General features: G+C 64.9%; 14 protein-coding genes. 10 read left to right on the top strand and 4 right to left on the bottom strand.

Features of this window, described 5'->3' with window-relative positions; genetic code table 11:
* The first annotated feature begins 53 nt into the window (after window positions 1-53).
* Window positions 54-443 carry an MAPEG family protein gene (locus BraRD5C2_RS29745; RefSeq protein WP_223974675.1) on the top strand — a complete coding sequence of 130 codons (390 nt, stop codon included), beginning with the start codon at window positions 54-56 and terminating at the stop codon, window positions 441-443.
* A 175-nt stretch (window positions 444-618) separates the two neighbouring features.
* Here BraRD5C2_RS29745 and BraRD5C2_RS29740 read toward each other — a convergent pair whose 3' ends face one another.
* The 3 genes from BraRD5C2_RS29740 to BraRD5C2_RS29730 form a co-directional block, all read right to left on the bottom strand.
* On the bottom strand, window positions 619-1,809 hold the full coding sequence (locus BraRD5C2_RS29740; RefSeq protein ID WP_223974674.1) for an ABC transporter substrate-binding protein: 1,191 nt from the start codon (window positions 1,807-1,809) through the stop codon (window positions 619-621).
* Between the two features lie 231 nt (window positions 1,810-2,040).
* Window positions 2,041-5,214 carry an efflux RND transporter permease subunit gene (locus tag BraRD5C2_RS29735; protein ID WP_223974673.1) on the bottom strand — a complete coding sequence of 1,058 codons (3,174 nt, stop codon included), beginning with the start codon at window positions 5,212-5,214 and terminating at the stop codon, window positions 2,041-2,043.
* Window positions 5,211-6,377 carry an efflux RND transporter periplasmic adaptor subunit gene (locus BraRD5C2_RS29730; RefSeq protein WP_223974980.1) on the bottom strand — a complete coding sequence of 389 codons (1,167 nt, stop codon included), beginning with the start codon at window positions 6,375-6,377 and terminating at the stop codon, window positions 5,211-5,213. Before BraRD5C2_RS29730 ends, BraRD5C2_RS29735 begins: the two co-directional genes overlap by 4 nt.
* Window positions 6,378-7,250: 873 nt before the next feature.
* Here BraRD5C2_RS29730 and BraRD5C2_RS29725 point away from each other — a divergent pair.
* The 5 genes from BraRD5C2_RS29725 to BraRD5C2_RS29705 all read left to right on the top strand — a co-directional run bounded on the left by BraRD5C2_RS29725 (window position 7,251) and on the right by BraRD5C2_RS29705 (window position 16,270).
* On the top strand, window positions 7,251-13,796 hold the full coding sequence (locus BraRD5C2_RS29725) for a cadherin repeat domain-containing protein (RefSeq protein ID WP_223974672.1): 6,546 nt from the start codon (window positions 7,251-7,253) through the stop codon (window positions 13,794-13,796).
* A 337-nt stretch (window positions 13,797-14,133) separates the two neighbouring features.
* Complete coding sequence (locus BraRD5C2_RS29720; protein WP_223974671.1) at window positions 14,134-14,631, top strand: phage tail protein; 498 nt, start codon at window positions 14,134-14,136, stop codon at window positions 14,629-14,631.
* Between the two features lie 12 nt (window positions 14,632-14,643).
* On the top strand, window positions 14,644-15,162 hold the full coding sequence (locus tag BraRD5C2_RS29715; RefSeq protein ID WP_223974670.1) for a phage tail protein: 519 nt from the start codon (window positions 14,644-14,646) through the stop codon (window positions 15,160-15,162).
* A 12-nt stretch (window positions 15,163-15,174) separates the two neighbouring features.
* Window positions 15,175-15,705 carry a phage tail protein gene (locus BraRD5C2_RS29710; protein WP_223974668.1) on the top strand — a complete coding sequence of 177 codons (531 nt, stop codon included), beginning with the start codon at window positions 15,175-15,177 and terminating at the stop codon, window positions 15,703-15,705.
* 7 nt (window positions 15,706-15,712) lie between these two features.
* On the top strand, window positions 15,713-16,270 hold the full coding sequence (locus BraRD5C2_RS29705) for a GNAT family N-acetyltransferase (protein WP_223974666.1): 558 nt from the start codon (window positions 15,713-15,715) through the stop codon (window positions 16,268-16,270).
* Here BraRD5C2_RS29705 and BraRD5C2_RS29700 read toward each other — a convergent pair.
* Complete coding sequence (locus BraRD5C2_RS29700) at window positions 16,252-16,554, bottom strand: DUF6916 family protein (RefSeq protein ID WP_223974664.1); 303 nt, start codon at window positions 16,552-16,554, stop codon at window positions 16,252-16,254. The two genes, BraRD5C2_RS29705 and BraRD5C2_RS29700, sit on opposite strands and share 19 nt — an antisense overlap.
* Window positions 16,555-17,025: 471 nt before the next feature.
* On the opposite strand from BraRD5C2_RS29700, the gene BraRD5C2_RS29695 reads away from it, so the two are divergent.
* The 4 genes from BraRD5C2_RS29695 to BraRD5C2_RS29680 all read left to right on the top strand — a co-directional run bounded on the left by BraRD5C2_RS29695 (window position 17,026) and on the right by BraRD5C2_RS29680 (window position 21,548).
* Window positions 17,026-18,180, top strand: a complete 1,155-nt coding sequence (locus tag BraRD5C2_RS29695; RefSeq protein WP_223974662.1) for an iron-containing alcohol dehydrogenase — start codon at window positions 17,026-17,028, stop codon at window positions 18,178-18,180.
* 29 nt (window positions 18,181-18,209) lie between these two features.
* The gene (locus BraRD5C2_RS29690) at window positions 18,210-19,760 is read left to right on the top strand and encodes an AMP-binding protein (RefSeq protein ID WP_223974661.1); all 1,551 of its coding nucleotides are present in this window, start codon (window positions 18,210-18,212) and stop codon (window positions 19,758-19,760) included.
* 122 nt (window positions 19,761-19,882) lie between these two features.
* Window positions 19,883-20,581, top strand: coding sequence for a DUF2270 domain-containing protein (locus tag BraRD5C2_RS29685; protein ID WP_223974659.1), 699 nt, complete (start codon window positions 19,883-19,885; stop codon window positions 20,579-20,581).
* Window positions 20,582-20,660: 79 nt separating this feature from the next.
* Entirely contained in the window at window positions 20,661-21,548 is an 888-nt protein-coding gene (locus BraRD5C2_RS29680; RefSeq protein ID WP_223974658.1) for a TauD/TfdA dioxygenase family protein, read from the top strand.
* Window positions 21,549-21,844: the final 296 nt, after the last annotated feature.

Genomic DNA, 21,844 nt, shown 5'->3' with positions numbered 1-21,844 from the left:
GCTGCCGCCCCGTCATGACATCGGGGCCAATAAAACAAGAGGACACGCCTGACATGTACCACTACACGGCCATCGTGACCTGCCTTGCGGTCGCGTTCTACTTCTTCACCTCGACGCAGGTCGCGCGCGCCCGCGTCGCCTATGGCGTCAAGCTGCCGGCGATCTCGGGGCATCCGGATTTCGAGCGCATCTTCCGCATCCAGATGAACACGCTGGAATGGATGCCGATCTTCCTGCCGTCGCTCTGGCTGTTCGCGATCTATAACGGCGATGCCGCCGCGGCTGCGATCGGCGCGCTCTGGGTGGTCGGCCGCATCGTCTACTTCATCGGCTATCGCGAGGCGGTAGCAAAGCGCAGCCGGGGTTTTGCGATTCAGGCCGCAGCCTGCATCATCCTGTGGATCGGCGCACTCGGCGGCGCGGTGTGGCGGCTGGTGCATTGACGGCGCGATCGCGCCGCACACTCCGCTGTCGTCCCGGGCTTGACCCGGGACCCATAACCACAGGGCCTAGTTTTGCGATGGCTGGGGCCACAGCGCTGCAAAGTAGCTAACATCGGTGGTTATGGGTCCCGGCTTTCGCCGGGACGACACCGATGTTTGTTGCGTCAGCTTCGCGTCACTTGGTCAGCGGGCAGCCGCTGTCCTTGGCCCGCGGGAAGGCCTGATCGCCGGGCACCACGGCGAGCTGCTTGTAATAGTCCCACGGCTTCTTCGATTCCGAGGGCTTCTTGACCTCGAACAGATACATGTCGTGGACCATGCGGCCGTTCTCCTGCACCTTGCCCTGGGCGAAGGCGTCGTCGACCGGCAGCTCCTTCAGCTTCTTGGCGACCGCATCGGAATCCTTGGTGCCGGCAGCCTTCACCGCCTTCAGATAGCTCAGCGTCGCCGAATAGGTGCCGGCATGGATCATGCTCGGCATCCGCCCCGTCCGCTTGAAGAAGCGCTCGGAGAACGCGCGGGTCTTGTCGTCATGATCCCAGTAGAAACCTTCGGTCAACACCAGGCCCTGCGCAGCCTCGAGGCCGAGACCATTGACCTCGGCGAGCGTCATCAGAAGGCCGGCGAGCTTCTGGCCGCCCCGCACGATGCCGAACTCGGCGGCCTGCTTGATCGAGTTGGTGGTGTCCTGGCCGGCATTGGCAAGGCCGATCACCTTCGCCTTCGAGCTCTGCGCCTGCAGCAGGAACGAGGAGAAGTCCGACGAGTTCAGCGGCACGCGCACCGAGCCCAGCACCTTGCCGCCGGCAGCGGTGACGATCTCGCTGGTGTCCTTTTCCAGCGCGTAGCCGAACGCATAGTCGGCGGTGAGGAAGAACCAGCTGTCACCGCCGGCCTTCACCAGCGCACCGCCGGTACCGACCGCGAGCGCATGGGTGTCGAACGCCCAGTGGAAGCCGTAGGGCGTGCAGGCCGCGCCTGTTATCGCCGACGTCGCGGCGCCGACCACGATGTCGATCTTCTTCTTTTCCTTCGACAGCTCCTGCACCGCGAGCGCCACCGACGATGTCGTCAGCTCGGTGATCATGTCGACGCCATCGGCGTCATACCAGCGCCGCGCGATCGAGGTCGCGAGGTCGGGCTTGTTCTGGTGATCGGCGGTGACCATCTCGATCTTCTGGCCGAGCACTTCGCCGCCGAAATCCTCGATCGCCATCCTGGCGGCCTCGACCGAGTACTTTCCGCCGTAGTCCGCGTAGACGCCCGATTGGTCGTTCAGGATGCCGATCTTGACACCCTGGGCCGTCGCCGGCGCCGCCAGCATCAGGCTGCATGCCGCAACCGCAGCCAAAAATCCCGACTTCATTGTTATGTTCTCCCAGCAGTCTCTCATCAGGAAAAATCGGCGCGACATTATTTTATAACCCCGCGCCTGCCCATCTCTTTCCGCTCAGCCAAAAGTATGGGCCTGCGGCGTCATTCCGGGGCGCCGCAAAGCGGCGAGCCCGGAATCCATTTCTCCTCTTGGACATGCGGCCCGATGGATTCCGGGCTCGCGCTGCGCGCGCCCCGGAATGACGGGTGGAGAGCGCAATGCTCACCCCGCCACATTCGTCGCTGGTTCCTTCGGCTTGCCCTCGTTCTTTCCTTCCGCGAGGTTGCGCACCACCATGTAGAAGATCGGCGTGAAGACCAGGCCGAACAGGGTGACGCCGAGCATGCCGAAGAACACGGCGACGCCGACCGCCTGGCGCATCTCCGAGCCCGAGCCGGTCGACAGCACCAGCGGCAGCACGCCGAGGATGAAGGCGAACGACGTCATCAGGATCGGCCGCAGGCGCAGACGACACGCCTCGATGACCGCCTCCAGCCGCGGCCTGCCCTCGAGCTCGATATCGCGCGCGAACTCGACGATCAGGATCGCGTTCTTGGCCGCCAGCCCCACCAGCACCACGAAGCCGATCTGGGTCAGGATGTTGACGTCCTGGCCCATGATACGCACGCCGATGGTGGCCGCGAACAGGCACATCGGCACGATCAGGATCACCGCGAACGGCAGTGTCCAGCTGCCATATTGCGCGGCCAGCACCAGATAGACGAACAGCACGCAGATCGGGAACACGTAGAGGCCGGCATTGGCGCCGTTGACCTGCTGGTAGGACAGATCCGTCCATTCGAACGAGAAGCCGCTCGGCAGGGTATCGTCGGCGATCTTCTTGATGGTGTTGAGCGCCGTCGTCGAGCTGACGCCCGGCGCCGGTTCACCCTGCAGTTCGGACGCCGAGTAGAGATTGTAGCGCGCGACGCGATCGGGGCCCGAGATGTCCTTGAAGTCCACGACGCTGCCGAGCATCACCATGTCGCCATTGGCGTTGCGGGTGCGCAGCCGCGACAGATCGGTGGTCTCCTTGCGGAACGGCAGATCAGCCTGCGCGGTGACGTGGTAGGTGCGCCCGAACAGGTTGAAGTCGTTGACATAGGTCGAGCCGAAATAGGTCTCGATCGTGTCGGTGATGTTGGCGATGGGAACGCCGAGCTTCTGCGCCTTGACCCGATCGATATCGACGAACAGCTGCGGCGTATTCGCGGAGTACGGCGAAAACACCGAGGTCAGGTTCGGCGACTTGCGCGCGGCCTGCACCAGCTCGTCGGTCGCGGACGCCAGCAGTTCGGGCCCGCGCCCCTGTCGGTCCTGGACGCGGATGGTGAAACCACCACCGGTTCCGATACCGGGCACGGCCGGCGGCGGAATGACGATGATGAAGGCGCCCTGGATCACCGACAGGCGCTTGCGCAGGTCGGCGGTGATCGCGGTCGCCGTCAATCCCTTCTTCAGACGCGCCTCCGGCTCGTCGAACACCGGGAACAGCGCCGCGGCATTACCCGCCTGCGTGCGCGTCGCGCCGGAGAAGCCGGCGAACGCCGCGACGCGGACGATACCCGGCGTATCCAGCGCGATCCGCTCGATCTCGCGCACCACAGTCGTGGTGCGCGCCAGCGACGCGGCGCCCGGCAATTGCGCCGAGATGATGACGTAGCCGCGGTCCTGCGCCGGGATGAAGCCCTGCGAGGTGGTCGCGAGCAGCCAGCCGGCGCTACCGATCAAGACAAGGTAGATCGCGACCATCACCACCGTGTGCCGGATCACGAAGTCGGCGACCGCCGCATAACCATGCGCCAGCCGGTCGAACACGCGGTTGAACAGCGCGGTGAAGCTGTCCCAGCCGCGCGCGATGATGTTCCAGCGTGCCGGCGGGCGCTTCTCCTCGTGCGGGACCAGGATCTGCGAGGCCAGCGCCGGTGACAGCGTCAGCGAGCAGAAGCAGGAGATCGCGGTCGCGACCGCAATCGTCACGGCGAATTGCTGGAAGAACTGCCCGGAGATGCCGCCGAGGAAGGCGGTCGGCACGAACACCGCGCACAGCACCAGCGCGATCGAGACCAGTGCGCCGCCGACCTCCTCCATGGTCTTGAGCGCAGCCTCGCGGCGGCTCATGCCATGCTCGAGATGTCGTTCGACATTCTCGACCACCACGATGGCGTCGTCGACCACGATGCCGACCGCGAGAACCAGGCCGAACAGCGTCAGATTGTTGATCGAGAAGCCGAGCGCGGCCATCACCGCGAAGGTGCCGACCAGCGATACCGGGATCGCGATGATCGGGATGATCGCAGGTCGCCAGCCCTGCAGGAACACCAGCACCACGATGACGACGAGCGCCATCGCCTCGTAGATCGTCTTGATCAGCTCATGAACCGATTGGGCGATGAACTCGGTCGGATTGTAGCCGATGTTGTAGTCGAGCCCCTTCGGGAAACTCGCCTTCATCCGCTCCATCGTGTCGGAGATGCTCTTGGCGGTGGCGAGCGCGTTCGATCCGGGCCGTTGCGTCACCAGCAGGGCGACCGCCGATTTGCGCAGCAGGAAGCTGTTGGTGGCGTAGGACAGCGCACCGAGCTCGACGCGGGCGACGTCGCGCAGCCGCACGGTTCGGCCGTCGGAGCCGGCCTTCACCACGATGTCCTCGAACTGCCTGATGTCCTTGAGGCGGCCGGTGAACACGAGATTCGGCTGGAAGGCGCGATCGGCGATCGGCGGCTCGGCGATCTGGCCGCCCGCGATCTGCAGGTTCTGCGCCCGGATCGCCGCCAGCACCTCGGCCGAGGTCAGGCCGAGATTGGCGATCCGGTCGGGATCGAGCCACAGCCGCATCGAGTAATCGCGCGCGCCGAACATCTGGATGTCGCCGACGCCGTCGAGCCGCAGCAGCTGGTCGCGGACCTGCAGCAGCGCGTAGTTGGAGATGTAGAGCTGGTCGAACGTGTCGTCGGGCGACAGCATGAACACGACCATCAGGATGTCGGGCGAGTTCTTGCGGGTGACGACGCCGTTGCGCTGCACCTCTTCAGGCAGCCGTGGTTGCGCGATCGCGACGCGGTTCTGCACCAGCACCTGGGCCTTGTCGAGGTCGGTGCCGAGCTTGAAGGTCGCGGTGATGGTGAGCTGGCCGTTCGAGGTCGCCTGGCTGTAGAGATACAGCATGTCCTCGACGCCGTTGATCTCCTGCTCGATTGGAGCTGCGACGGTGTCGGACACGGTCTGCGCCGAGGCGCCCGGATACTGCGTGGTGACGGTGACGGTCGGCGGCACCACTTGGGGATATTCCGAGACCGGCAGCGTCGGATAGGCAATCGCGCCGACGATCAGCAGCACGATCGACAGCACCATCGCGAGGATGGGCTGGTTGATGGAGAGCCTGCCGAGATTCATGGCTTCGCACCTGCCGCGGGCTTGGTGTCTGCCGGGGCATTCGCACCTGCGGGAGCCTGGGCCATTTTCGGCGTCACCTTGGCGCCGACGCGGGCACGTTGCAGCCCGTCGACGATCACATGGTCCTCCGGCTTGAGGCCCTCGCGGATCACGCGCAGGCCCTCATCCAGCGGTCCGAGCGTAACTGTCCTTGCTTCCACCGTGTTGTCGTCCTTGACCACGAACACGATCTTGCGCGACTGGTCGGTGGCGATGGCGGTATCCGGGATCAGCAGCGCCTCGTAGGGCGAGGAGCCGATCAGACGGACGCGGCCGAACTGGCCGGGCAGGATCGAGAGGTCCTTGTTCGGGATCACCGCGCGGCTGCGCAGCGTCGCGGTGGAGACGTCGAGGCGGTTGTCGATGAAGTCCATCTTGCCTTCATGCGAGGGTTTGGTCTCGCCGGTCAGCGCCACCTGCACCGGGTTCGCGGTATCGCGCGAACTCGGCCGCCGGCCTTCGAACCACAGCTTGCTGTTGCGCTGATAGGTCGCCTCGTCGACGTCGAAATAGATGTAAATCGGATCGAGCGACACGATCGAGGTCAACAGCGTCGAACCGCTCTCGCTGCCCTGCACGAGATTGCCCGGCGTCACCAGATGCCGGCTGACGCGGCCGGTGATCGGCGCCAGCACATGGGTGAATTCGACGTTGAGCTGCGCGGCCTTCAGCGAGCCCTCGGCCTGCGTCTCGGCGGCGCGCGCCGCCTGCAACGCCTGGCGGCGCTGGTCGACGACCTGCTCCGAGACCGCGCTGGTCTGCACCAGATTGAGCCCGCGCTCGAGATCCCGCTTGGCAAGCTCGCCCTTGGCGCGTGCGTCGGCGAGTTGACCTTCGGCCTGCAGCACGACCGCCTCGAACGGCCGCGGATCGATGATGTAAAGCAGATCGCCGGTGTGGACGATGTCACCATCCTTGAACTCGACACTGTTGACGAAGCCGCCGACGCGGGCGCGGACCTGGACCTCCTCGACCGCCTCGAAGCGGCCGGTGAATTCGTCCCAATCGGTGACGGTGCGCTTGACCGGCTGCGCGACGGTCACGGGCGGCGCCGGAGGCGCGGCCTGCGATTGCGCGGTCTTGTCGTCGCAGCCGCCGACCGTCAGCGCGGCCAACAGCCCGATCGGCGCGAGGCCGCGCCGGCACGCCCTGACGAATCCCTGGCGGCGGAGCGAACGACGCTCGACACCGGTCACCGGAGCCGGACGCCCCGTTCTGTCAATCGAACTCAATTCGCTCTCCCCCAAAAGACTACGAAGCACGCCGACCAAAGCAGGGCTACGAAAGTCGCAACTAAAATTGCGGTGATTCAACACGGATGGACCACCGCAATGTCGCGGCAGCGGACGTCACAGATGTAACCGCACCCCAGTCTGTTCAAGATGGCCGCCGGATCAAGCGAATAGTTGCGCAATCTGAAAGCCTTACGACACGCTCGCGAAACCGTGACGACGAAAAGGGGCAGTTTGGCTGGCCTATCGGAGCTGCGAGGTCACAGACAGGCCGCCCCGAATCAATCACAACGCGAATTCGTTTCACAGATTCGTCACACTGCACCCGATTCCAATTTTGGCACAGAAACCTCCGGCCCGCTGACGGCAGGATCAGCCAGGTTCCCGCACTCTACCTCTCGCTGCACGAGCGGAATCATAGTTGGCGGCGCGGTTGTCATCCGGACACACATTGACACCCGGTAGTATCGCCAATACGGTCATGGTTGCCAAAGCATGAATATTCTTGGCCCGCCGCATTTTCCTCGAACATTCATTGTGTTTTGTCGCGGCGCGAGTGTGTGAAAGCGACTACGCAAATGGCACGGGCAGTTGAGCTCGCTGATGCCACGGCTGCGCGAACATCGCGGCTTGCTCGAATTGCAGGCGGCTCGGCGCGATCGCCGGTCGCGGGTGATCAACTTCAACGTGTGAGCGGCTTCACACGTCATCGTCCCCAACAATTGTAAATATTGATCGGCTTCCACGCCGGTCGCAGGAGTGCGCATGTCGACCATACCCGCTTATACAATCGGTGGTTTAACGCGCCCCGAACTTCAGCTCGATTCGACCGGTCATATCGTCCTCGACGCGGCCGCCCAAGCGTTCGCCGACACGTATGGTCTGCAATATCTCTACCTCGGCTGCCCTCCCGGCACGCTCTGGCCGCCGGTCACCGACTCGCTGTCGGCGCCGGTCGATGCCAATTCGGGGAGTAACACGGTCATTGAGGGCGCCGCGGCCAACACGCTTGCCAACATCACCGCGCAGGCCACCAGCAGCAGCGGCAATGCCGTCACCTATTCGTTGACCGGCGACACCTCCAGCGGCGGGTTCAAGATCGACCCGAACACCGGCGTGGTGTCGGTCGCGGACCCCACCAAGATCAACTACGTGACCAGCCCCGGTCATGCCTACACCATCACCGTTCAGGCGAGCGACGGCATCGCGACGAGCGCGCAGAGTTTCTCCATCGCCGTCACCGACGTTGCGCCGTCCACGCCGGTCGACAGCAATGCGGCAGCCAACAAGGTGGCGGAAGGCGCCGCGGCCGGCACGGCTGTGGGCATCACCGCAACATCGGCCGATATGAATGCCGTGACCTATAGCCTGACTGGCGATAGTTCGGGCGGGGGCTTCGCCATCAATGCGACGACAGGTGTCATCACCGTCGCCGATCCCAGCAAGATCAACTACGTCACCGCGCCTGGTCACGCCTACACCGTCACCGCGACCGCGAGCGACGGCACCCTGAGCAGCTCGCAGAGCTTCACGATCGATGTGACATTGGGTGCGGCAACTCACTTCGCCGTGAGCATTCCGGCCAACGGCGCAGCGGGAACGCCAGGCACGGTCACCGTCACCTCGCTCGATGCCTTGAACCACGTCGTCACCAACTACACGGGTACGGTTCACTTCACGTCAAGCGACGGCCAAGCCGCGCTGCCGGCCGACGTGACGTTGACCAACGGCACCGGCAGCTTCAGCGAAACGCTGGACACCGCCGGCAGCCAAACCATCACCGCGACCGACACGGCCAACAGCGCCGTCAAGGGCACATCGAATGCCGAGATCGTGACACCGGGCGTCGCCACGCATTTTTCGGTCAGTCTCCCCGCCAACGGCACGGCGGGGACACCGGGCTCGGTCATCGTCACGGCGCTTGATGCCTTCAACAATGTCGCGACGAGTTATTCGGGGATCGTTCACTTCACGTCGAGCGACGGCAGCGCCGTGCTGCCGGCCGACATGACGTTGACCAACGGCACCGGCAGCTTCAACGAGACATTCAAGACCGCCGGCAGCCAGACCGTCACCGCGACCGACACGGTCAGCGCCATCAACGGCACGTCGAACACCGAGACCGTGACGGGCGGCGTCGCCACGCATTTCGTGGTCAGCATTCCGGCGAGCGGAGCGGCGGGGACACCGGGTTCGGTCATCGTCACCGCGCTCGATGCCTTCGGCAACGTCGCCACCGGCTACACAGGAACCGTGCACTTCACATCGAGCGACGGCCACGCCGTGCTGCCCGCCGACGTGACGTTGACCAACGGCACCGGCAGCTTCAGCGAGACATTCGAGTCGATCGGCAGCCAGACCATCATCGCGACCGATACGGTCAGCCCCGGCATCACCGGCACCTCGAATACCGAGACAGTGACGCCGGGTCCGGTCACACACTTCGCGATCAGCATTCCGGGCAGCAGCACTGCGGGAGTCGCCGGTTCAGGCACCGTGACCGCGCTCGACGCCTTCGGCAACGTCGTCACCGGCTACACCGGAACCGTGCACTTCACGTCGACCGACGGCCATGCCGTTCTGCCGGCCAACATGACGCTGACCAACGGCACCGCCACGTTCAGCGAGACGCTGGACACCGCGGGAAGCCAGACCATCACGGCGACCGACACGGTGACGAGCACGATCACCGGCACGTCGAATGCCGAAACCGTGACGGCGGCCGCCGCCACGCACTTTGCCGTCAGCATTCCGGGCAGCGGCTCTGCCGGCACCGCCGGCTCCGGCACTGTGAGCGCGCTCGATCCCTTCGGCAATGTCGTCACCGGCTACAGCGGAACCGTGCACTTCACGTCGACCGACGGCAGCGCCGCGCTGCCGGCCGACATGGTGTTGACCAATGGCACCGGAACCTTCAACGAGACCTTCGATACCGCCGGCAACCAGACCATCACCGCGACCGACACGATCAGCGCCATCACCGGTACGTCGAATGCCGAAAACGTCGCGCCCGGCCCCGCCACGCATTTTGTGGTGAGCATCCCGGCCAACGGCCGCGCGGACATTGCAGGATCGGTCACCGTCACGGCGCTCGATGCCCATGGCAACGTCGCCACCGGCTACACCGGCACCGTGCACTTCACATCGAGCGATCCCACCGCCGTGCTGCCGTCTGACACGACGCTGACCGGGGGCATCGGCACCTTCACCGAGAAGTTCGAGACCGCCGGAAGCCAGACCATCACCGCGACCGACACGGTCAGTGCCGGCGTCACCGGCACGTCAAACGCCGAGACCGTGGCTCCTCCGGACGCGCCGCCCGTCGTGACCGGCGGCCATACCCTGAACTACATCGAAGGGCAGGCCGCCACCGCGTTCGACCCGGCGCTGACGGTCACCGACGCCGACAACGCAACGCTCGATCACGTGACGGTGCAGATCACCGGCAACTATTTCAACGGCCAGGATGTCCTCGGTTTCGTCGACACCGCGCACATCCACGGCGCATGGGACGCCTTGCACGGTGAGTTGACCCTGACCGGTATCGCCGGCTCCACGGTCGGCGACTTCCAGACCGCACTGGATTCGATCACATACTTCAACACCAGCAACAACCCGTCCGGCCTGGCCCGCACGGTGACCATCACCGCCAATGACGGCACGCTCGACGGCACGCCTGCGACCGACACCATCGACGTCACGCCGGTCAACAACCCGCCGGTGGTGACAATCGGCGCCATCACCAACTTCAGCGAGCCGCCGGTCGGCACGCCGCCGGCGAATTCGATCCCGGTCACGATCGCCCCGAACCTCACGATCACCGACGTCGACAGCGCCAACCTGATCAGCGCGACCTTCGAGCTGAGCGACCTCAAGCCGTCGGACGTACTGTCGATCGCGGGTCACGCCGGCACCAGCGGCGACATCGGCAATATCCACTTCGCGATCTCCAGCACGGCCACCACCGAAACCGTCACCCTGACCGGCACCGACACGATTGCGCATTACAACGCGATCCTCGATGCCGTCCAGTTCAACAACACCGGCGAGCCTCCCGACACCACGGCGCGCGCCTATACCGTGACCGCCGTCGACGACGGCGGCACCGCGCACGGCGGCAACGACACGGGATCGGCATCCGCAACCCAGACCGTCACCGCGATCAACGATCCGCCGACCGCGACGGTGCCTTCGGATTCATCGGTCGGGACGGCCTTTTCGCACACCAACCTCGCGATATCGGGGCTCTCGGTCGCCGACATCGATTCCGCAGGCGGTAACGAAACCGCAACGATCACTTCGAACCACGGCGCGCTGTCTTTCGACGTCACCGGACTTGCCAGTTTCACCAACAACAACACCCATACCGTCACGCTCACCGGCACCATCGCGCAGGTCAACACCGCGCTGGCGACGTTGACCTACAACAGCGACGACGGCTTCACCGGCACCGATACCGTCACGCTGAACGTCAACGACAATGGCAACACCGGCACACCCGGCGCGCAGACCTCCGGCCCGCAGACCTTCCATGTCGGCGTCGTTCCGCAGGTGTTCTACATCGACAACTCGACGACAGGCACCAGCCACAACCTCGGCACCCAGGCCGATCCCTACACCTCGATCGCCGCCTTCAATGCAGCCAACCCGGCAGGCTCCGGCGACTACGTCGTGCTCGAGCACGGCACCGGCACCTACAGCGAAGCCAACGGCATCAATCTCGCCAACGGCGTCAATCTGATCGGCGGCAGCCATACCCTGCAGTTCACCAATCCGGTGACCAACCAGCTGGTCACCGCGAATGTCGGCTCCGGCACCGATCCGGTCATCCATGTCACTGGCGCCGACAACGGCATCGACCTGCTCGGCACCACGGGCCACACCATCAACGGCGTCAGCATCGACACCTCGGCCTCGACCGGCATCGGCATCAGCGACGACGGCAACAATGTCGGCACCGTCACGATGTCCGACATCGTGATCAAGACGGCCAGCGGCGCCGGCATGAACTTCACGCATGGCGGCAGCATCACGCTGACCGGCACCGCCAACTCCATCACATCGGGCACCGGTACCGCGCTCGATGTCGAGAACACCCAGATCGGCTCTAACAACCTCACCTTCAAGAGCATCACGTCGAGCGGCGGCTCCGGCAACGGCATTATCCTCTCCAACACCGGCACCGCCGCCGGCAATGGCGGCCTGCACGTCACCGGCGACGGCTCGACGGCGGGCAGCGGCGGCACCATCGCCAGCAAGACCGGCGTCGACGGCAGCACCACGCAGGGCAGCGGCGTCTACCTGAACAACACCAAGGATGTGCAGATTTCCTTTGTGACGATGCACGACTTCCAGAACTACGGCATCGTCGGCACCAACGTCACCGGCTTTGCGCTTGGCAACACCACGGTGACCGGCACCAACGGCACCAGCGTCGGCGGCATCGGCGAGGGCGACGTCTACTTCACCGGCCTGTCGGGCACGGCGTCGATCACGAACTCGACTCTCACCGGCGCAGCCTATGATGCCCTGCACGTGTTCAACGACGGCGGCCAGACGCTGAACCGCATTACCGTGACCGGCTCGACCTTCGCGACCAATTCTGCGGCCGGCAACGCGTCCAACGACGCGATCGGCTTCGAGGCCACCGGCGGCACCTTCAACGCCACGATCCAGAACTCGAACGTCACTTCCGCGCGCGGCGACATGTTCCAGCTCAATCTGCTCGGCACGGTGTCGTCGGACCTGGTCATGTCGGGCGACAATTTCAGCAACACCAACCAGAACATCGTCAGCGGCGGCGGCGGCATTACGATCGGCGGCGGCGGCCCAACCAACAATATCACGCTGACTTACGACATCGCGAACAACATCATCAAGGGCGCTCTCGGCGCCGCGCTCGCAGTCACCAAGGGTACCGGCACCGACGCGCACTTCACCGGCACGATCGACGGCAATACGATCGGCACCCAGGGCGTGGCCGGCAGCGGCTCTACTCAGGGCATCGGCATCAACGTCTTCCAGGACGGCGCGGGCACGTCGAGCACGACCATCACCAACAACCATATCTCCGGCGTCGTCGGCGGCATCTTTACGCTGAACCATAACGGCGCCGGCGGGGCGATGACCGCGGTGATCCAGGGCAACACGATCGATACGCTGGATTCGACGAACGGATTTGCCGGCATCGATGTGCAGAACGGGTCGGCGACCGGAGCCGGCGGCGACAACAACCTGCTGAACGCCACGATCGGCGGCGCCGGCGCGCTGAAGAACAGCGTCGATCTCGGCGGCAACACGGGCCTCGGCCTGGTCGCCGGCATCTTCCTCGAGCAGGAGGGCGTTTCGAAAACCGGTTTGATCGGCAGCCCCAACTATGCCGGCACGCCGTATAATTTCGCTGCGGTTGGGAGCTATGTGGCGGGCAACAACACCGTGACCGGCACCGGAAACGGGGCGGTCGGCACACAGGCCATCGGTGACCCCGGGCAGTCCGCGGGTGGCGGCTATTTCGGCGGCGCCCAGTTCATGGTCGCCGTCTCGGGCGGCGTCGAAGCGGCCTCGCCGACGACGGGCGAAACCAACCTCACCCAGACGGAGCTGAATTCCGTCATCTCCGCGGCGATCGCGCAATGGGCCACGGCCGGTGCGACGGCAAGCCAGCTCGCCACCATGAAGGCGGTCACGTTCAGCGTCGCCAGTCTCGGCGGCAACGTCATCAGCGCGGAATCGATCGGCCACATCACGATCGATGCCAGCGCCGCCGGACACGGCTGGTTCGTCGACCCGACACCATCGGACAATTTCGAGTTTGCCCATGCCGCGACCGCGACCGACCTGTTCGCGGACCCGACCAGTGCGGCAGCCGGACATCTCGACCTTCTGACCGCGGTGGCGCACGAACTCGGTCACGTCGTCGGCCTGGCGGACGACACGACGCCGAGCCACTCCGGCGACTTGATGTACATCAACCTGGCCGATGGCGAGCGCCGGCTGCCGAGTGCCGCTGATGCCAACACGGCCGCGCCGCACGTCATGCCCACGCAGGGCACTGCGTCTTCGCAGTTCAATCTGGCCACCGGTGACAGCTTCAACTTCTCGTCGTTCACCCAGTCGCCGCCGCAGACCCCGACCGGCGCAAGCCATGCCGACACCGGCGCGAACACCCAGAACCTGTCCGATCTGTTCAGCGGCCTTTCCAATGCGGCAGCGCCGTGGTGGACCGGCCACGAGGCAGCGTTCGCAGCAATGGGCGGCACGCCGACCGACAATCACGCCCACACCCAGGTGCATCACGACCTGATCGTCTGATCGGGCACCGTATCAACCACGACGCCTGCCGGATCGCTCCGGCAGACGTGGTTCGTTCGGCACGATCGAATCCGAATTGCCCGGAGCGGAGAACTCCGATCGTCGCGCAGGGAGTACGCGCGGACGTCCGTTTCATGACACGAGTTCCGTAGTCAGCGATCGCGGTTTCGCGACTCGCGGACGTCGCACTCAACCGATGATTGAATAAAAACTGCCAACGCGGCACAAACGTTTAGGTTGCAATTAGTGAAAAACACGCTATCGTGCACATGTTGACGACGCTGCGTCATTGTCTTGTATTTTTCACAAATCTTACGACGTATTCGCGGAGGGACTCATGGCCGATCCGTTTCTTTCCGAAATCCGCATGATGACCTTCAACTTTGCGCCCAAAGGCTGGGCGTTCTGCAACGGGCAGTTGGTGCCGCTCAATCAGAACCAACCGCTGTTTTCATTGCTTGGCACTGTCTATGGCGGCAACGGGCAGACCAACTTCGGACTGCCCAATCTGCAGGGTCGCACCCCGATGCATGTCGGCAACGGCCATGTGCTCGGTGAACTCGGCGGCGAGCAGGCGCACACGCTTTCGATCAACGAAATCCCGCAGCACACCCACATCGCGAACGCCACCAACACCAATGGCGCACTTCTGGTGCCGGCCAACAACGTTCTCGGCGCCTTGAACAACGCCTACGCCGCGCCCGCGGCGCTGACCGCGCTCGCGCCGGGCAGCATTTCCACGGTCGGCGGCAGCCAGGCGCATCAGAACATGCAACCGTTCCTGACGATCAATTTCTGCATCGCGCTGCAGGGCATCTTCCCTTCGCAGAATTGACGGAGACCTCTCATGCCACAACCGTTCATCGGCGAAATCAAAATGTTCGCCGGCAATTTCGCGCCGGCCGGCTGGCAGTTCTGCGATGGCAGGCTGCTGGCGATTTCCGAAAACGACGCGCTGTTCAACCTGATCGGCACCACCTATGGCGGCGACGGCCAGTCGACCTTTGGGCTGCCGGACCTCCGCGGCCGGCTGCCGGTGCATATGGGCACCAATGCGGGCACCGCGTTCACGATTGGCGAAATCGGCGGCGTCGAGCAAGTCACCCTCACGACGCAGACGATTCCGGCACATACCCATACGATGCTGGCATCGCAGAACACCGGCACGAGCTCGAACCCGCAAGGCAACGTGCTCGACCAGATGAGCGGTGCGCTGCTGCTCTACAAGGAGCAAACGCCGACCACGCCGCTGAGCCCGGTGGTGATCGGACCGACCGGCGGCAGCCTGCCGCACAGCAACATCCAGCCCTTTCTGTGCATCGGTTTCATTATTTCGCTGTTCGGCATCTTCCCGAGCCAGAGCTAGGAGCGCGACACCATGGCTGACCCCTTCGTCGCCGAGATCCGCATCTTTCCGTTCAACTTCGCCCCCAAGGGCTGGGCTTTCTGCAACGGTCAGCTTGTCCCGCTCTCGCAGAACACTGCGCTGTTCTCGCTGCTCGGCACCACCTATGGCGGCAACGGCACGTCGAACTTCGGACTTCCGAACATGCAGGGCAACGCGCCACTGGCGCCGGGGCAAGGACCCGGCCTCTCGCTGTACGACCTCGGCGAGAACGGCGGCTCCGATACGGTAACTCTGCTGCAATCGGAACTCGCCTCGCACCCCCACGACATGATGGCGATCAACCTGCAGGCCGACCAGGCAGCACCGGCATCGAACCGGGGCATCGCACGATCGCTCAACGGCGCGGCCTATGTCGCCGGCACTCCGACGCCCACGTTGGTGCAGATGAGCCCCAACATGATCGGACTGACGGGCTCCGGCCTGGCGCACAACAATCTGATGCCCTATCTGACGCTCAATTTCTGCATTTCGCTGCAGGGCGTCTTCCCGCCACGGGGCTGAGGTCGTTTTGGCGCTCCCCGCTTCCTCCACTGGCGCACCCGCATTCGGCTGGGCCCGCGCGGCGCGATCCGGCTGCGGTTTTCGCCGCCTATCGGAGGCCGACCTACCGTTCCTCGGCCGGCTCTATGCCGCGACGCGCACCGAGGAGCTGGCGCCGGTGCCCTGGAGCGAAGCGGACAAGGCCGCCTTTCTCGATCAGCAATTCCGTGCCCAGCACGCGCACTACCAGCAATACTATCCGAACGCCGACTGGCTGGTGATCACGCGCGAAGATGAGGACATCGGCCGGTTCTACATCGAGCGCTGGCCAAGCCAGCACCGCATTATCGACATTGCCTTCATGCCGGCGCATCGCGGCAAGGGTTACGGCGAGGCGCTATTGCGCGATGCGATGGACGAAGCGGCTGATGCCGGCAAGGACGTCTCGATCCATGTCGAGAAACTCAATCCCGCGATGCGGCTCTACCGCCGGCTCGGTTTCGTCACCGAGGAGGACAAGGGCGTCTACGACCTGATGCGCTGGCGGGCGACGGGCGCTCCCGATCGTCAGGTGAAGATCGCCTGATAGCCGTTGCCGTCTCCGAGCGGACCGATCGGCACCATGAATATCTCGATCACGCCCAGCGCCGGATGCCGCACCGGATAGATCGCCTGCGGCAACCATGCTCCCTTCGGCGTCGTGAACAGCAGCGAGAACGCACCGCCCGGCCGGCCGCTGTTGCCCACGGCCTCGACCTTCGCAAGCTTCAGCGCCACGACACCTTCCGCCGTCTGCATCTCGAACTCCGCGCCCTGATGCGACCGGAAGTCATCGATATGCAGTTTGGCCAGATCGACGGTGGATGTCATGCGCACGTCCCTGTTGCGGTCGAGGTGTAACACACGCCGCGATGTTGCCGTCAAGATTTCTGCTGCCGGTCATCCGCGGTCTGAACCAAAGCTCACCCGGCTTTCCCTGCGCCCTCTGCTTAGGAGGAGCGCAAGTAAACGCAAGACTCGGACGCAGCGCGCCGCGAGGATGTGGAAGCATGACTCACAGAATGCGCAACACACTCGGCGTCGTCCTGGCGAAAGCCAGGACCCATTACCCCAAACCTCAATTGCTGCGCGACGCTGGGGCCGCGGTCCCTTTCATCACCAAATGCGGTGGTTATGGGTCCCGGCCCCGTGCGCAATTGCGCACTCGGCCGGGACGACGGTGGTGAACGCGGAGCCGCTGAACGTGCAACCGAGAGCCCTGATGACGGCCCCGATTTCCTCCGCTAACCTCCCCGCAAAGGGCTGCCACCAAGGCGGGCCATCTTGAGGGAGGACAGGCGCGTGCATCGAGGCCGTGTTGTATTCGGCGCCATGGACGAGGTCGTGTTCGGGCGGCCCGCCCGTGAGGCCATCGTCGAGCAACTGGACCGGCTTGCCGCCCAGCGCGCCTTCCTGATGGTATCGGGTACGCTGAATCGCGAAACCGACGAGATCGAGAAAGTCCGCCAAGCGCTCGGCACCCGCTGTGTCGGCACCTTCGACCAGATGCCGGCGCACACGCCGCGCGCCGCGGTCATCGCGGCGGCGCAACAGGCGCGCGATGCGAAGGCCGATCTGATCGTCACCATCGGCGGTGGCTCGATCACCGACGGCGCCAAGGCCGTGCAGCTCTGCCTCGCCAACAATGTCATGACATCCGACGGCATCGACACGATCCGCACCCACGGCGGCGTCTCGCCCGAGATGAACCCTCCCACCGTGCGCCAGATCAGCGTGCCGACCACGATCGCCGGCGGCGAGTTCTCGTCGATTGCAGGCGTCACCAACGAGGCCAAGCGGCAGAAGGAGATGCTACACCATCCCCTGGCGATGCCGCGCGCCACCATCCTCGATCCGGAACTCTCGGTGCACACGCCGGACTGGCTGTTCCTGTCGACCGGCATTCGCGCCGTCGATCATTGCGTCGAAGGCATCTGCTCGCGCGAGGCGCATCCTTACGGCGATGCGCAGGCGCTAAAGGGGCTGGAGATGCTGGCGGCCGGCCTGCCGCGGGTGAAGGCCGATCCGAACGACATATCGGCGCGGATGGATTGCCAGATCGGCACCTGGCTCTCGACCGGCCCGCTCGCCTCCGGCGTGCCGATGGGCGCGAGCCACGGCATCGGCTACGTGCTCGGCGCCGAGTTCGACGTGCCGCACGGCTACACGTCGTGCGTGATGCTGCCCGCGGTGATGCGCTGGAACAAGCGTGACAATGCCGACCGGCAGGCCCTGGTCGCGGCCGCGATGGGACATCCGGGCGCGGACGCCGGCGACGTGCTCGACCGCTTCATCCGCGACCTCGGCATGCCGCGCAGTTTGCAGGAGGTCCACGTTGGACCCGAGCATTTCGACCGCATCGCGGCGGGTGCGATGCGTACGCCCTGGGTGCCGCGCAACCCGCGCAAGATCGACGGTCCGTCCCAGGTCCGCGAGATTCTGGTGATGGCCGCTTAAAGCAACACTGAGGGGAGATCTGAGCTTCGATGTACACCGGCAAGCATGCTTACCTGCGCCCGCTGCAACCGGCCTTCATCATGGCCGGGACCGGCGAGATCGTCACCTATCGCGAGCTCGAGGCGCGCAACAACCGTCTCGCGCATCTTTTCCGCAACCGCGGCATGAAGCGGCTCGACCACTATTCGATCTTCATGGAGAACAACAACCGCTACCTCGAGGCCTGCGGCGCCGGCGAACGTTCCGGCCTCTACTTCACCTGCGTCAATTCCTACCTCACGCCCAGTGAGCTCGCCTACATCCTGACCAACAGCCAGTCGCGGATCCTGATCACCTCGAAGCTGAAGCTCGACATCGCGCGCGAGGCGCTGAAGGAGTGTCCGCAGGTCGAACTCTGCATCGTGGTCGACGGCGACAGTGAAAGCGATCGCATCGTCGGGCTACGAGAGGCGACTGCCGGCCTGCCGGCGACGCCGATCGCGGACGAATATGCCGGCACCGCGATGCTTTATTCGTCCGGCACGACCGGCCGGCCGAAGGGCATCGTGCGGCCGCTGCCCGAGCAGCCGCCGTCAGAAAACCTGCCGCTGTTCGATTTCCTGACCAAGCTCTGGCACTACCGCGAGGGCATGGTCTACCTGTCGCCGGCGCCGCTCTATCACTCGGCGCCGCAGGCCGCGGTCAATCTCACCATCCGGATGGGCGGCACCGTCGTTATCATGGAGAGCTTCGATCCCGAGCGCTATCTCCAGCTGGTCGAGAGATGGGGCATCACCCACAGCCAACTGGTGCCGACGATGTTCTCGCGCCTGCTGAAGCTGCCCGAGGAGGTGCGCGCCCGCTACGATCTGTCGACACTCGAGATCGCGATCCATGCCGCGGCGCCCTGCCCGGCGCTGGTCAAGGACGACATGATCAAATGGTGGGGCCCGATCATCCACGAATATTACGGCGCGACCGAGGGCCTCGGCTTCACCGCCTGCAACAGCGAGGAGTGGCTGGCGCATCGCGGCACCGTCGGCAAGGTGCTGCTCGGCGACCTGCATATCCTCGACGAGAACATGCAGCCCTGTCCGAAGGGCACGCCGGGCACAGTGTGGTTCAAGACCGCGACGCCATTCGAATATTTCAACGATCCGGCCAAGACCAGCGAGGCCCGCTCGGCGGACGGCAGCATGAGCACGGTCGGCGACGTCGGCTATGTCGACGACGACAACTTCCTCTATCTCACCGACCGCGCCACCTTCATGATCATCTCCGGCGGCGTGAACATCTACCCGCAGGAATGCGAGAACCTCCTGATCACCCATCCCAAGGTCGCCGACGCCGCCGTGTTCGGCGTGCCCAATATCGATCTCGGCGAGGAGGTGAAAGCGGTGGTGCAGCCGGTCGACGGCATCGCGCCGGGGCCGGAGCTCGCCGAGGAGCTGATCGCGTTCTGCGCAAGCGCGCTGTCGCGCCAGAAGGTGCCGCGCTCGGTGGATTTCGAGGCCGAGCTGCCGCGGCTGCCGACCGGAAAACTCTACAAGCGCCTGCTGCGCGATCGCTATTGGGGCAACAAGACCTCGCGGATCGTCTGAACAGGCGATGCGGCGAGCCGTGCGGTTGGAGTTGGGGACGCCGGACGGCGTAACTAACTCGCCCGCCGTGCGGATTCCGCGCTATGCTCCGGGATCGCAAGCCAGCATCGCCGGAGGCCGCCATGCCGTCGCCCCAGCCGCGCGAGCCGGAGCCGGGACAGGCCGGAAGGCTCGAATTCACTGCTGCCGAGATCGGCGCGCTCGCCCATCTCTATCGTGGCGAGGTCTACCGCAGCACGGTCTGGCGCACCCGCCTCGACAGCTCCACCAACTGGGCGGTGGTCACCACCGGCATCGCGCTGTCAGCGACCTACAGCAGCGCAGAGGCCTCGCCCTTGCCGATGGTGCTGGTCGGGTTGCTGGTCACGGTCTTCCTGTTGTTCGAGGCGCGGCGCTATCGCTACTTCAACGTCTGGCGCGCCCGCGCGCGGTTGCTCGAAACCGATTTCTACGCGCCGATGATCCGCGGCGAAGGTCCGACGCCGAACGCGGCCTGGACCGAGCTGCTCGCCAACGACTACCGCCACCCGAGCTACCACATCAGCTTGGCCCGGGCGATCGGCCGGCGGCTGCGCCGGACCTATGGCTGGATCTTCGCGATCCAGGCGATCGCCTATTACGGCAAGCTGGCGATCCACCCGTTGCCGCTGACCACGCTGAGCGAGATCTGGGACCGCGCCTCGATCGGCCCGATTCCCGGAGCCATCGTGGTTCTGGCCGGCGTCGCCTTCCATTCGAGCTGGGCGCTGTTCGCCTTCGTCACGCATCGCATGGAGGCCGCGGACCGACGTGCGCGGCACAATCTGATCGCGATGGGGTAAGGCGGCGCGCGCGGCGTTGCCGCTGGCGGGCTTTTCCCCTAACCTCGCCTCAACAAGAAAAGTCAGGGAGGATTTGCCGATGGAAGTGATCCCACTGCGCGAGGGATTCGGAGCCGAGCTGCGCGGCGTCACGCTTTCGGATGTTGGCGCTAGCGATGCCGCCTATGCGGCGGTGCGCGGGGCGTTCGAGGAACACTCGGTGCTGGTGTTCCGCGGCCAGGAGGTCAGCGACGATATCCAGCTCGCATTCTCGCGCCGGTTCGGTCCTCCCGAGACGACCAAGGTCGGCTCGATGGGCACCGGCTCGCATTTCGTGATCCTGTCGACCTTCGGACCCGACGGCAAGGTGGTTCCGTCCGACCATCGGCAGCAGCTGCGCGCCAGGGCCAATCAGCTCTGGCACACCGACTCCTCCTTCAAGCGCGTGCCGGCGCTGACCTCGATCCTGTCCGCGCGCATCATCCCCGAGCATGGCGGCGAGACCGAGTTCGTCTCGATGCGGCTGGCCTTCGAGCGGCTCGACAAGGACGTGGCCAAGCGGCTGGAGAACTCGTTCGCCTGGCACTCCTACGCGCATTCGCGCAGCAAGGTGGCCACCGGGCTCGCAACGACTGAGGAGGTCGATGCGCTGCCGCCGGTATGCTGGCGCATGGTCTGGCGCAATCCCGTCAACGGCCGCGGTGCGCTGTATCTCGCCTCCCATGCCTATGGTGTCGAGGGCATGGATGCCGATGCCGGAAAGGCACTGATCGAGCAATTGACCGAAGCCGCCACCGCGCTCGGCGTCACCTATCTGCATCAATGGAAGCAGGGCGACGTCGTGATGTGGGACAACCGCGCCACCATGCATCGCGGCCGCCCCTGGCCGGCGCATGAAGGCCGCCTGATGATCCGCACCACGATCTCAGCGACCGAGGCGGACGGTGTCGCGAACATGCAGCCGCCCTCAACGCAGGCGGCGGAGTGAGGCAACGTTCTCATTGTACCGTCATCCTGAGGAGCGCGAAGCGCGTCTCGAAGGATGAACGGCCCGGCTGGTGGCCGTGCATCCTTCGAGGCTCGCTCCGCTCGCACCTCAGGATGACGGGGAACGTTTAGATCCGCAGATCATATCGGCGACAAACCGTCGCTGACCGCAAGACATTTCACTTCGCGCGCGTCAGCAGCAGCAATCGAACTCCAGCGAAGACTCGCAGCTGCATTGCAAAACAGACTGAGTTCCCCACCATCACAGCCATTATTCCCGGTCCGTGGAAATTTTAA

The sequence above is a fragment of the Bradyrhizobium sp. RD5-C2 genome (assembly GCF_019972155.1).
GTDB lineage: Bacteria > Pseudomonadota > Alphaproteobacteria > Rhizobiales > Xanthobacteraceae > Bradyrhizobium.
The sequence above is the reverse complement of the archived record's forward strand: the minus strand, read 5'-3'. Positions and strand labels throughout refer to the sequence as shown.